Origin of the sequence: Xenorhabdus bharatensis (genome assembly GCF_037996705.1) — a bacterium.
Lineage (GTDB): Bacteria > Pseudomonadota > Gammaproteobacteria > Enterobacterales > Enterobacteriaceae > Xenorhabdus > Xenorhabdus bharatensis.
In genome coordinates, this window is the sequence record NZ_JBBMXG010000009.1 from 115736 (window position 1) to 128918 (window position 13183).

Genomic DNA, 13183 nt, shown 5'->3' on the forward strand with positions numbered 1-13183 from the left:
CCCTGTTTTTCTGTGGTTTATAATTTGATTTCTTTACCGGACAACAGGGATTCAAGCGCCTTATCAGCAAGATATAATGCCTGTTCACCATCAAAACCGGTTGTTTCTGGAGTGGCTCTGCCAGCCATAACATCGACAAAATGATCCCATTCCGCGATATATGCCTCACGATAACGTTGCAGGAAAAAATGTTCGGGTTTAGCGGAAAGACACCCGTTGTCTCCCCATAATTCCACACTATTTTCCTTAATATTACCGGCTGTCAGTAAACCTTTTTCACCATGCAGCTCAAGACGCTGGTCATAGCCATACCCTGAACGGCGGCTATTCGCGATGCTCACCATAGCGCCGGAAGGAAATTTCATCACAATAAACGCAGTATCAATATCACCCGCGAAGCCAATGGCAGGATCAACAAGATTACTGCCTTGTGCATAAATAGCACACGGCTCCTCTCCGATAATAAAACGGGCCATATCAAAATCATGAATCGTCATATCCCGAAACATACCACCGGAAACCCGGATATATTCAGCGGGTGGCGGAGCAGGATCGCGGGATGTGATCATCAGGGATTCTGCCTTACCTATTTTCCCCGCATGAAACAGATTTTTCAGCCGTCGGAACTGAGGGTCATAGCGACGATTAAAGCCGACAAATAGAGGGACCTGACACTCTTTTACCACAGCAAGACATTGCCGTACCCGTTCAAGCTCAAGATGAACCGGCTTCTCACAGAAAATCATTTTATGATTACGCGCAGCCAGTTCGATCAAATCAGCATGCGTATCTGTTGCTGAAGCAATAAGTACACCGTGAACCTCCGGATCAGACATGGCTTCTTCAGTTGTTTGTATTTTGACCTGATATTTCTGTGCCAGTGTTTCAGCATTTACCTGATAAGGATCAACGACAGAGTAGAGACAGGTTTCTTTATGACTAGCAATGCTAACTGCATGCACCAGACCAATTCTGCCAGCACCAAATAATGCAATATTAAACATGAATGCTCCTTGATACCTCTGTATCCCCGTCGTCTTTCAGATTGCTGCGTTATGAACCATTCCCTGAAATTCATCGGGTCTATTTGCTTTGGGTTTGAATAAAAATATATCAATCAAAATATTTATTTCAATTTAACTAATATTGAAAATTTTATTTTTTAGAGGCGCTTAGCATTTTGAGATGAAAAAGATGAAATTAGTGTTATACCTATCACGAAAAAAAAGCTATCAGGTATGAGAAATTAAACAAAAATCCCTTAAAATCATATAGTAGATACAAAAAAGCACCCAACTACAGAAAAGTTGAATGCATTGAAATTACAATTGTGTTGAAGAGATAATGAAGCCGTCCGGCATGAAATAAATATTCCATTCCTTGTATAAAAAAGCATTTTCACGGTCAGATGAAAGGCATGAAACAATATATAAACAATGATAGTCGAATATTAGTACTGCCGAGTATATTTCTCCACATACTGCCTGATATTTTCAGCCGCATTGGTGATCGCCTGATTATCTGCAACCTGTGCTGTTCCTGTTCTCCACCATGATTCATAATCATGGGTCATGGTCTTCGGCAACACTTTAATATCAATCAGAGTGGCACAGAGTTGTTGACGAGCGTCCTGCAAAGCAGCAATTAATTGTTGTTCGTTATGTACCCGATAACTTTTGCAACCGTAACTTTCTGCATTTTTGGCAAAATCTACCGGAATCAGTGCGCCATCCAGCCGACCACTTTGTTGATTACGATAACGATTTTCTGTCATAAAACTGCCCATGCCCTGACTCATCTGTAAGTTATTGATGCAGCCAAACCCCGTATTATCAAATAACAGCACAGTAATTTTGATGTTTTCCTGAATCGCCGTTTGCAGCTCACTGTGTAGCATCATATAAGAGCCATCCCCGACCATTGCATAAACTGGCTGATTAGGGCAGGCAATTTTTGCTCCCAGCGCTGCCGCAATTTCATATCCCATACAGGAATAACCATATTCAAGGTGATAGGTATCCGGCTCTTTCGGTTGCCACAGGCGTTGTAAATCCCCCGGCAAAGAACCGGCTGCACCGACAATAATTGCGTTATCTTCCAGATACTGATCCATTAGCCCAAGCACCCGCGTCTGCGCCAGATTAGTCTGCAATGTGTCACTGTATTCATTTAATTTCTCATCCAGATGACCTGCAATTTCTGGCCTGTCTCCGGCCTGATATTGGATAGAAAACAGCCGTGACAGTTCCTCCTGCCAGACTGATTTAGTCTGAGCAACCTCCTGTTGCCAACCGGAGTACCATCCCGTTTTTGCTAATGCCTGAGTCAACGAAGATAAACCTTCTCTTGCATCAGAAATCACTGCGACCGCATCCAGTTTGTAGGCATCAAACTCTGCCACGTTAATAGTAAGAAATTCAGCTTGCGGATGTTGGAACAGGGATTTGGATGCTGTCGTAAAATCAGTAAAACGGGTGCCGACACCAATGATTAAGTCCGCATCCTTAGCCAGCAAATTAGCGGCCAGACACCCTGTTGTTCCGATTCCACCGCAATTCAACGGATGTGTTGCGACAATGGCACTTTTTCCTGCCTGTGTTTCTGCAAATGGAATATTAAAAGTTTCTGCGAACTGGCGGAAAGCTTGATCTGCACCGGAATAACGTACTCCTCCCCCACAAATCAATAATGGCTTTTTCTTACGCTGTATCAGCTCTACGGCATCCTGAATACGGGATAAAGAGGCAGGCCGACGTTCAAGATGATGTACCCGTTTCTGAAAAAAGTAATCAGGGTAATCCCAAATTTCTCCCTGTACATCCTGCGGCAAACAAATTGTCACTGCACCGGTATCCGCCGGATCAGTCAATACCCTCATGGCCTGAATCATCGCCGCCATTAATTGTTCAGGTCTGGAAATGCGATCCCAATAGCGAGAAACAGGCCGGAAACAATCGTTGGTACTGATAGTGCCATCCCAGTACTGTTCAACCTGCTGTAAAACCGGATCCGGCTGGCGGCATGCAAAGGTATCTCCCGGTAATAACAGTAGTGGGATACGGTTAGCCGTCGCTGTCGCTGCGGCTGTAACCATATTGGCCGCTCCCGGCCCGACAGAGGAGGTGACAGCAAAAATCTGTCGCCGTTTTTTCTGCCGGGAAAAGCCGGTGGCTATGTGTGCCATTCCCTGTTCATTACACCCCTGATAGACCCGGAGATGCCCGGGCTCCTGTTCCAACGCTTGACCTAACCCCACAACATTACCGTGACCAAATAGGGTAAAAACACCACAGATAAAGGGCAGTTCCTCCCCATCCACGTTGATATACTGCTGATTGAGAAACCTGACCAAAGCCTGAGCCATGGTCATTTTCTGAGTGTGTTTTGTCTGAGAAAATGTTGCCGATTCTTTCATGGAGCGGGTATTTATAGAATCAGTATTTATGGGCTTGGTATTTATAGGCTTAGTATTCATAGGATTACTCCATTGTTGGCATGACAAAGCTGCTGCTATGGTGTTCCAGACGAACACTGGCAGGCCAACGGCTCGTGATTGTTTTCATGCGGGTATAAAAACGTACACCATCATTGCCATGTACATTCAACGGACCGAAAATAGAACGTTTCCAGCCGCCAAAACTATGGAATGCCATAGGAACAGGAATAGGGATATTGATGCCAACCATACCAGTCTGTACATCTTCACTGAATTGACGGGCCGTTTCACCATCACGGGTAAAAATAGCCGCGCCATTACCGTATTCATGGTGGTTAATCAATTTCAGTGCGGTGTGATAATCAGGTACGCGCACAATGGATAGTACAGGCCCGAATATCTCTTCTTTATAAATTTTCATCTCCGGCGTGACATAATCAAACAAAGTCGGCCCCACGAAATAACCCTTCTCATGACCTGTGACCTGATACCCTCGCCCATCTACCAGTAGCTTTGCTCCCTGCTCCACACCACTGTTAATGTAATCACAGATTTTTGATCTGTGCTGCTCAGAAATGACCGGCCCCATATCATTTTCACGACCCTCGCTGATCCCGGCACCGATAACCATTCCGTCAATTTGCTGCCGGAGTTCTGTTACCAGCTCATCCGCTATTTCATCCCCTACAGCCAGAACAACAGACAGTGCCATACAACGTTCTCCTGCGGCACCAAAGGCGGCCCCTATAATGGCATTTGCAGCCATTTCCAAATCAGCATCCGGCATTAGAATGCTGTGGTTCTTCGCACCACCCAGTGCCTGACAACGCTTGCCATGTGCTGATGCCGTTGCATAAACATACTCAGCAACCGGTGTTGAACCCACAAAACTGACAGCCTGAACATGGGGATCGGTCAATAAGATATCTACGGCTTCCTTATCCCCTTGTACGACATTGAATACCCCATCCGGCAACCCCGCCCGCTGTAACAATTTAGCCAGTTCAATCGAGAGAGAGGGATCTTTTTCGGAAGGTTTCAGAACAAAAGTATTTCCTGTTGCTAACGCAATCGGGAACATCCACATTGCGACCATAGCAGGAAAATTAAACGGAGTGATCCCTGCACATACGCCCAGTGGCTGCATCAGGGAATGGCTATCAACCCCGGTCCCTACATTGGCAGAGTGCTCACCTTTTTGTAAGTGAGGAATACCACAGGCAAACTCAACGACTTCAAGGCCACGGGTCAATTCCCCCACCGCATCAGAGTAGATTTTCCCATGTTCTTCGGAAATCAGGCGAGCTAAATGCGCCTGATTTTCTTCAAGGAGTGACTTAAATTTGAACATGATCCTGGCTCTTTTCAATGGTGAGGTTTTAGACCATTCTTCAAAAGCCTGATGGGCAGATTCGATAGCGGATTTTGTTTCATTAGCGGTACTCAAGGCAACCTGCCGTATTGATTCCCCCGTTGCAGGGTTAAAAACAGGTAAGATTCGAACACTTTGACTACTGATAAGTTTCCCGCCAATAAAATTTTTAATCTGTTCCATTTTGAGCCTCTCTCAATACAATTATGGGCCTAACCACATACAGGCTGAACCACGTAAGATGAGTTGAATCATTATGAATTGAACCACGATGCTAAAGATATATGAAATATAAATTTCATTTTCAATCGGAATTGAAATACTATTTTATTAATGTGATCAACACGCTATTTTTGTGCAATTACAATTTATTAGGGAGACATTATGTCTGCTGCATCGAATCTGCCCGAACTACAGGAACAAATTCGCTCGCGTTATGACGAGTTAAGTAAGCGGTTACAGCAAGTTGCAAGGTATGTTCTGGATAATACCAATAGCGTGGCATTTGATACGGTTGCGGTTATTGCAAAAGAAGCTGATGTTCCGCCTTCTACTCTTATCCGCTTTGCCAATGCCTTTGACTTCAATGGGTTCAATGAAATGAAACAATTATTTCGCATGAATCTGGTAGAAGAAACCGCCAGTTATACCGACCGTGCCCGTCTGTTCAGGGCACTGGATGGTGATAACCAGCAAGTGGAAGATCCACAACATATTTTGCAGGAATTCGCCCATTCCAATGCTCAGGCTATGCAGCAACTTGCCGCCCGCACTCCGGCGGAAGACTTAAATAAGGCCGTCGATTTACTGGCAAATGCTCACAATATTTACATTATCGGGCTGCGGCGTTCGTTCAGTGTCGCATCATATTTAGCCTATGCCCTGAGTCATCTGGAATGCCGCCCTTTGCTGGTAGATGGTCTGGGAGGAATGTTCCGCGAACAAATAAATATGATTGGGGCAAATGATGTGGTGATTTCCATCAGCTTTACCCCCTATGCCGAAGAAACGGTGATGGTCAGTGAAAGAGCTGCAAAGGCTGGAGCAAAACAGATTGTGATTACTGACAGCCAAATCAGCCCATTAGCGAGTTTCAACGACGTTTGTTTTGTGGTGAAGGAAGCTAAAGTTGATGCATTCCGCTCCCAGTCTGCCACGTTATGTCTCGTTCAATCACTGGCTGTCGCTTTGGCTTACCGGCAGGAAAATTCCGGATAATTATTCTCTTTCGAGTTGCTTCGCGGAGGCAAAGGAACAACAAAGAGGCAACTTGAAAGACAACGGGTATATTAATTTCAGGTTGTTGGCTCACTGATGACAGCCTGAAATATATTGCTTAATTAAACAGAAAATAACCCCTCATCAAAAATTAATTATTTTCCTCAGCTTATAAACTGTGATTATTTTTTTATTCACATAATCACCAATCATGTTCTATTCATTCTTTGAGTCAATAATCAATATTCATTATGGGTTATTTCATACAGAGGCGTTTTAACATAAATATATTTTATGAAATATACGGCATCATAAATAAAATTCATAATGTGATAAGGCTGCTGAATTTTTCTCAAATCAAAGAAAACACCGCAATAAACTGTTCAAAAAAATAACAACCAGTTTATTCCGGTGCTCTTTCTCTTATTATGGAGAGATTGATTAATTAATATATTAATACAAATATGTGTGTACTACTCTTCGTTTTCATCTATATTGGTTTGAGAGTGGTTTCCGATAGAAATAAGATCATCCAACAATTTTAACAGCTGAGCTAATTTTTCTGGGGAAAAAGCGGCTTCAATTGCTTTATAGCCTTCATCGACTTCTCCTTTTGCCTGTTCATACAGCTCCTGACCTGCCGGTGTCAGAGAAACGTACAGCTTCCGCTGGTCATTCATTGGTTTTAAGCGAAAGATAAGACCGTCACGCTCCATGCGGGTCAGAATGCCCGTCAGACTTGGGCGTAAGATACAGGTGAGGTTAGCCAAATCATGAAAATCAATCGAGCGACTGCTTGCGAGTACACGAACAATACGCCATTGCTGTTCAGTCAAATTATAACTCTTCAATATCGGGCGGAAAAAACTCATCGAGGTTTCCCGAGCTTGAAGCAATGCTAATGTCAGGGATTCATGCATAAGTAAAGGTGACTCTTAAGTTAACCACGGGCAATTCTCTATAAGTTGAACGCATGCGCTACCGATTATAGACAACATTAAAGTCGAAAAGACTAACATGCTCATAACTATCCACAAAGGAAAAAGAATTCAATATTAACAAATAAATAAAATTATTTTGCCATAAAAAGTTAACAGAAAGTTAAACACAATACCAAATGACCCTATTAGATAATATAACGGTTTGATCTTTATGTACTAAAAATAGTCATGAACAGAATGTTGTTACAGAGATCACAATTAAAATTAACAATTAACTTAACATATTGAACATCATCGCTTCTTGATTTATTAATATATTAATGATTTACTTTGCGATACGTCGCCCAGCTTTCAAGGAGTTGTTAATGAAAGGCACCGTCTTTGCCGTCGCTCTCAACCACAATAGTCAGCTCGATTTTTGGCGTAAGGCATTTCACGAAGCGCCATATAACGCACCACCTCAAACTCCAGTTTGGTTTATCAAACCCCATAATACAGTGATTAAGTCTGGTGATGTTATTCCCCACCCCATTGGGGAAACTGTGCTAAGTGGCGCAACGTTGGCACTGTTTATCAGCACAAATAACACCGGCAAAGCTGTCCGCAAGGTTTCAGTCAAAGATGCCGAACAATACATAGCCGGTTATGCACTGGCTAACGAAGTCAGCTTACCGGAGACTTCATTTTATCGCCCGGCTATAAAAGCAAAATGCCGTGATGGTTTTTGCCCAATTGGTCAGATGTCGGATGTAAAGACTGTAAGTTCACTGGATATCATTACCGAGATAAACGGGCAGGAAGTTGATCGCTGGACAACTCATGATCTGGTGCGTTCTGCATCAGAACTTTTATCAGCATTAAGCGATTTCACCACTCTGAATGAAGGAGATGTCATTCTGCTGGGGACTCCTCACCAACGTGCCACTCTGCACCCCAATGATACTGTCACCATCAAGGCTGATGGTTTTCCCATTTTACAAAACACCGTTGTATTGGCCGGAGGTCAGGCATGAAACACGCCAGAATTCACTATCAGGGTCAGGATCTTCATGTCACTGTTGATGAGCAGGAGAATGTACTGCTGCCTGATGGCAGCCGGGTCAGCGGGCTTGATGTTGTATGGCTTCCGCCAGCCAATGGAACCCTGTTCGCATTGGGTCTGAATTATGCTGATCATGCCACCGAGCTGGAATTTAAGCCGCCGGAAGAGCCTCTCGTATTTATCAAGGCAGCCAACAGTTTCACGGGCCACCGTCAGGTTTCTGTCCGTCCTGACAACGTGGAATATATGCACTATGAAGCAGAATTAGTTGTTGTCATTGGTAAGCCAGCCCACAAAGTTTCCAGAGCCAATGCTATGGATTACGTTGCAGGCTATACCCTCTGTAACGATTATGCCATCCGTGATTATCTGGAAAATTATTATCGCCCCAATTTGCGTGTAAAAAGCCGTGACACGTTAACACCCATCGGGCCATGGATTGTTGATAAACACGAAATTGCCGATCCACACAATCTGACCCTGAGTACCTGGGTTAATGGTGAATTACGCCAGCGTGGCACAACCGCAGATTTGATCTTCGATATTCCCTTCCTGATTGCCTATCTGAGCGATTTCATGACATTACAGCCAGGAGACATGATCGCCACGGGTACGCCCAAAGGTTTATCCGATGTTGTTCCCGGAGATGAAGTGATCGTGGAAATCGATGGTATCGGACGTCTGGTAAATCATATTGTCAGCCAGCAAGCCTATGAGGAAAGCCTGTCATGACCACAATTAATCATTGGATCAACGGTAAAAACGTTGGCAGCAGTACCTATTTTGAAACAGTCAATCCCGCAACAGGTGAGGTGTTGGCAGAAGTCGCTTCTGGCGGAAAGGAAGACATTGATCAGGCGGTGGCTGCCGCAAAAGAGGCCTTTCCTAAATGGGCAAATACCCCAATGAAAGAACGCGCACGTCTGATGCGGCGTTTAGGCGAATTAATCGACCAGAATGTACCTGAAATTGCTGCGATGGAAACCAGTGATACGGGCTTGCCAATCCATCAGACAAAAAATGTCCTTATCCCACGCGCTTCCCACAATTTCGATTTCTTTGCGGAAACTTGTCAGCAGATGAACGGGCGCACTTATCCCGTCGATGACAAAATGCTCAATTATACCCTTATCCAGCCTGTAGGCGTCTGCGCACTGATTTCCCCGTGGAATGTGCCGTTCATGACTGCCACATGGAAAGTTGCCCCCTGTCTGGCTCTGGGAAACACCGCTGTTCTGAAAATGTCCGAACTGTCACCACTGACTGCTAACCGTCTGGGAGAACTGGCTCTGGAAGCCGGTATCCCCGCTGGGGTACTGAATGTGGTACAGGGATATGGCAATACCGCAGGTGATGCGCTGGTAAAACATCATGATGTCCGCGCTGTTTCTTTCACCGGTGGGACAGCTACCGGTCGCCTGATTATGCAGAATTCAGGGCTGAAAAAATATTCCATGGAACTGGGCGGTAAATCGCCGGTACTGATTTTTGAAGACGCCGATATTGAACGCGCGTTAGATGCAGCCCTGTTCACGATTTTTTCCCTCAATGGTGAACGCTGTACAGCAGGTTCCCGTATTTTCATTCAGGAAAGCATCTATCCTGAATTTGTGAAGCGTTTCGCAGAACGCGCCAGTCGCTTGCGTGTCGGTGATCCACAGGATCTGAATACACAGGTCGGCAGCCTGATCAGCCACCAGCATTGGGAAAAAGTTTCCGGTTATATCCGATTGGGTATTGAAGAAGGCGCAACGCTGTTAACCGGAGGCCCGGATAAACCGGCAGATCTGCCTGATCATCTGAAAAAGGGTCACTTCCTGCGACCAACTGTCTTGGCTAATGTAGATAACCGGATGCGCGTGGCACAGGAAGAAATTTTCGGCCCGGTTGCCTGTCTGTTGCCATTCAAGAGTGAAGAAGATGGTCTTCGCATGGCTAACGATGTGGAATATGGGCTGGCATCTTATATCTGGACTCAGGATGTGAGCAAAGTTCTGCGTCTGGCACAGGGAATTGAAGCCGGCATGGTTTTCGTCAATTCCCAGAACGTACGCGATCTGCGCCAGCCATTTGGTGGTGTCAAAGCCTCCGGTGTAGGACGGGAAGGCGGAGAATATAGCTTTGAAGTTTTTGCTGAAGTGAAAAATGTTTGTATTTCAATGGGAAATCATCCCATTCCTCGCTGGGGACTTTGATCTGAGAAAAGAGATATATCCGAGGGATTTCAGACTACAAACTGAATGATGGCGGCGATATCACTTCCAGCGTTAACCGCTTTTCATCATCCTGATACTGAGTGAGGATTTATGGGCAAGTTAGCGTTAGCAGCAAAAATTACACATGTACCTTCCATGTATCTGTCCGAATTGCCGGGTAAACACTATGGTTGTCGGCAAAGTGCGATTGACGGGCATAAGGAAATCAGCCGTCGCTGCCGGGAGTTGGGTGTCGATACGATTATCGTGTTTGATACCCACTGGCTGGTAAATAGTGCCTATCATATTAACTGTGCCGAACATTTTTCCGGTATTTATACCAGTAATGAATTACCGCATTTTATCCGCGATATGAATTATGAGTATGACGGAAATCCCGAACTGGGACGAATGATCGCAGAAGAAGCGCGCCAGATGGGCGTTCGTGCAAAATCCCATGAGATTGCCAGCCTGACGCTGGAATATGGCACATTAGTGCCAATGCGCTATATGAATAGTGACCGTCATTTTAAAGTGATTTCAATTTCTGCTTTTTGTACTGTTCATGCTTTCGAAGATAGCCGTAAGTTGGGAGAAGCCATTTTACGGGCTATTGAGAAATATGATGGCACCGTTGCCGTGCTGGCCAGCGGTTCACTCTCCCACAGTTTTATCGATGATCAACGTGCCGAAGAAGGTATGAACAGCTATACCCGCGAGTTTGATGAGCAAATGGATAACCGGGTTGTCAAACTTTGGAAAGAAGGTCGCTTCAGGGAGTTCTGCGACATGCTGCCTGAATATGCCCTCTACTGTCGGGGGGAAGGCAATATGCACGATACCGTCATGCTACTCGGGCTGCTTGGCTGGGATAAATATGACGGCAAAGTCGAGTTTCTCACGGAATTATTTGCCAGTTCAGGGACAGGACAGGTGAATGCTGTTTTCCCATTACCACATTCTGTTAACCAGACAACTTCCGTCTGACAGGAGTTAGCTATGCCACATTTTTATGCTGAATGTACCGAAAATATCCGCAAAGAAGCCAATTTACCGGAACTGTTTGCGAAAGTGAATCAGGCGCTTGCCGATACCGGCATTTTCCCTCAGGGCGGGATCCGCAGCCGAGCGATTTGGCTGGATACGTGGCAAATGGCAGATGGAAAACAGGATTATGCTTTTGTTCACATGACGCTGAAAATCGGTGCTGGGCGCAGCGCTGAGGATTGCCAGAAAGTCGGGGAAATGCTGTTTTCGCTCATCAAAGCTCATTTTGCCGATTTAATGGCGCAGCGTTACCTTGGCCTCTCTTTTACAATGGAAGAACTTGATCCAATACTGAATTATAAATCCAATAATGTTCATAAGCTGTTTAAATCAAAAGCTAACACATTATGAGTGCCATAATTCAATGTTACTGAAATTCAAAGTGACTAAAATTCAAAGTCATTGAAGTACAAAAACGTTAAGTTCACCTTTTTGTTAAATGAAGAGAAAACCATGACAAACCATCTTGATGCTGTATTACACGATTCCTTGTTATTACGTCAGCAGGGTTATATTGACGGAAAATGGCTTGATGCTGACAATAAAGCCACCTTTGCTGTGACAAATCCTGCCACTGGTGACATCATCGCCAATGTCAGTGATATGGGGGCAGCAGAAACTCATCGTGCGATTAAAGCAGCCGAAAAAGCACTGCCTGCATGGCGTGCCCTGACCGCCAAAAAGCGTAGCCAGATACTCAGGCAGTGGTTCAATCTGGTCATCGATAACCAGAAAACATTGGCCGAGCTGCTGAGTATTGAGCAAGGGAAGTCTCATGCTGAGGCGATGGGAGAAATTGCTTATGGTGCCAGTTTTATCGAATGGTTTGCAGAAGAAGGCAAACGCGTTTACGGCGAAACTATCCCTTCCCCCATGCCTAGTTACCGTACATCCACCATCAAGCAACCCATCGGCGTGGTTGCTGCCATTACGCCGTGGAATTTTCCTAATGCCATGATTACCCGCAAAGTCAGCCCGGCACTGGCCGCAGGTTGTACTATCGTTCTGAAACCTGCCGCAGAAACCCCGCTTTCAGCACTGGCTCTGGTTGTTCTGGCTGAGCTGGCAGGCATCCCGCCTGGAGTCTTTAATATTGTCACCGGAATGGATGCCAAAGCGATTGGGGAAGCCCTGACTTCAAGCCCTATCGTACGCAAACTCTCTTTTACCGGATCGACGCGTGTTGGGAAATTGCTCATGGCGCAAAGCGCCGATACGGTGAAAAAACTCTCTCTTGAGTTAGGTGGCAATGCACCTTTTATTGTTTTTGATGATGCCGACTTAGATGCCGCAGTTAAAGGGGCAATGGCAGCGAAATTCCGTAATAGCGGTCAGACTTGTGTTTGTGCAAACCGAATTCTGGTTCAGGAAAACATTTACGAAGCATTTGCTGAACGTCTGGCTCAGGCGGCCAAGAAATTGCACGTCGGGCCAGCCAGTGATAGTTCTTCACAACAGGGCCCTCTGATTAATCAGGCTGCGGTAGATAAAGTTCAGACGCATGTCAGTGATGCCGTTTCCCGTGGTGCAAGGCTTCTGACCGGAGGAAAATCCCACAAACTGGGTGGCCTGTTCTTCGAACCCACCGTACTGGCTGATATTGATGAAACAATGCAAGTCGCCCATGAAGAAACATTCGGCCCTCTGGCTGCCCTGTTCAAATTCCGGGATGAAGAAGAGGCTATTCGCATTGCCAACAATACCGAGTACGGTCTGGCGGCTTATTTTTATTCCCGCGATATCGGCAGGATTTACCGTGTAGCAGAAGCACTGGAAAGCGGTATGGTCGGTATTAACGAAGGGCTGATTTCCAACGAAGCTGTTCCGTTCGGCGGCATAAAACAGTCTGGTCTGGGGCGTGAAGGTTCGCGCTACGGCATAGAAGATTATCTGGAAGTGAAATACCTCTGTTTCGGAGGATTATAAACCAAA

At 45.3% G+C, this 13183-nt stretch carries 11 protein-coding genes; 7 read left to right on the forward strand and 4 right to left on the reverse strand.

Features of this window, described 5'->3' with window-relative positions; translation table 11 throughout:
* Positions 1 to 17: 17 nt before the first annotated feature.
* The 3 genes from iolG to AAC855_RS10480 form a co-directional block, all read right to left on the reverse strand.
* Positions 18 to 1004, reverse strand: a complete 987-nt coding sequence (iolG, locus tag AAC855_RS10470; protein WP_340609495.1) for an inositol 2-dehydrogenase — start codon at positions 1002 to 1004, stop codon at positions 18 to 20.
* Positions 1005 to 1450: 446 nt separating this feature from the next.
* On the reverse strand, positions 1451 to 3415 hold the full coding sequence (iolD, locus tag AAC855_RS10475) for a 3D-(3,5/4)-trihydroxycyclohexane-1,2-dione acylhydrolase (decyclizing) (protein WP_340609577.1): 1965 nt from the start codon (positions 3413 to 3415) through the stop codon (positions 1451 to 1453).
* A gap of 64 nt (positions 3416 to 3479) precedes the next feature.
* The gene (locus AAC855_RS10480) at positions 3480 to 4991 is read right to left on the reverse strand and encodes a CoA-acylating methylmalonate-semialdehyde dehydrogenase (RefSeq protein ID WP_340609496.1); all 1512 of its coding nucleotides are present in this window, start codon (positions 4989 to 4991) and stop codon (positions 3480 to 3482) included.
* A gap of 201 nt (positions 4992 to 5192) precedes the next feature.
* Between AAC855_RS10480 and AAC855_RS10485 the strand changes: the two genes are divergently transcribed.
* Complete coding sequence (locus AAC855_RS10485) at positions 5193 to 6026, forward strand: MurR/RpiR family transcriptional regulator (RefSeq protein ID WP_340609498.1); 834 nt, start codon at positions 5193 to 5195, stop codon at positions 6024 to 6026.
* 473 nt (positions 6027 to 6499) lie between these two features.
* On the opposite strand, the gene hpaR is transcribed toward AAC855_RS10485, so the two are convergent.
* Complete coding sequence (hpaR, locus tag AAC855_RS10490; RefSeq protein ID WP_340609500.1) at positions 6500 to 6946, reverse strand: homoprotocatechuate degradation operon regulator HpaR; 447 nt, start codon at positions 6944 to 6946, stop codon at positions 6500 to 6502.
* A gap of 386 nt (positions 6947 to 7332) precedes the next feature.
* On the opposite strand from hpaR, the gene AAC855_RS10495 reads away from it, so the two are divergent.
* The 6 genes from AAC855_RS10495 (at position 7333) to AAC855_RS10520 (ending at position 13177) form a co-directional block, all read left to right on the forward strand.
* Entirely contained in the window at positions 7333 to 7980 is a 648-nt protein-coding gene (locus tag AAC855_RS10495; RefSeq protein ID WP_340609502.1) for a fumarylacetoacetate hydrolase family protein, read from the forward strand.
* Positions 7977 to 8741 carry a fumarylacetoacetate hydrolase family protein gene (locus AAC855_RS10500; protein WP_340609504.1) on the forward strand — a complete coding sequence of 255 codons (765 nt, stop codon included), beginning with the start codon at positions 7977 to 7979 and terminating at the stop codon, positions 8739 to 8741. Before AAC855_RS10495 ends, AAC855_RS10500 begins: the two co-directional genes overlap by 4 nt.
* Complete coding sequence (gene hpaE / locus AAC855_RS10505) at positions 8738 to 10204, forward strand: 5-carboxymethyl-2-hydroxymuconate semialdehyde dehydrogenase (RefSeq protein ID WP_340609505.1); 1467 nt, start codon at positions 8738 to 8740, stop codon at positions 10202 to 10204. The genes AAC855_RS10500 and hpaE overlap by 4 nt, the downstream gene beginning before the upstream one ends.
* A 111-nt stretch (positions 10205 to 10315) precedes the next feature.
* Entirely contained in the window at positions 10316 to 11191 is an 876-nt protein-coding gene (gene hpaD, locus AAC855_RS10510) for a 3,4-dihydroxyphenylacetate 2,3-dioxygenase (RefSeq protein WP_340609506.1), read from the forward strand.
* A 12-nt stretch (positions 11192 to 11203) separates the two neighbouring features.
* Positions 11204 to 11602, forward strand: coding sequence for a 5-carboxymethyl-2-hydroxymuconate Delta-isomerase (locus AAC855_RS10515; RefSeq protein WP_340609508.1), 399 nt, complete (start codon positions 11204 to 11206; stop codon positions 11600 to 11602).
* Between the two features lie 102 nt (positions 11603 to 11704).
* Positions 11705 to 13177 (forward strand): NAD-dependent succinate-semialdehyde dehydrogenase, encoded by a 1473-nt coding sequence (locus AAC855_RS10520; RefSeq protein WP_340609509.1) that lies wholly within the window; start codon positions 11705 to 11707, stop codon positions 13175 to 13177.
* Positions 13178 to 13183: the final 6 nt, after the last annotated feature.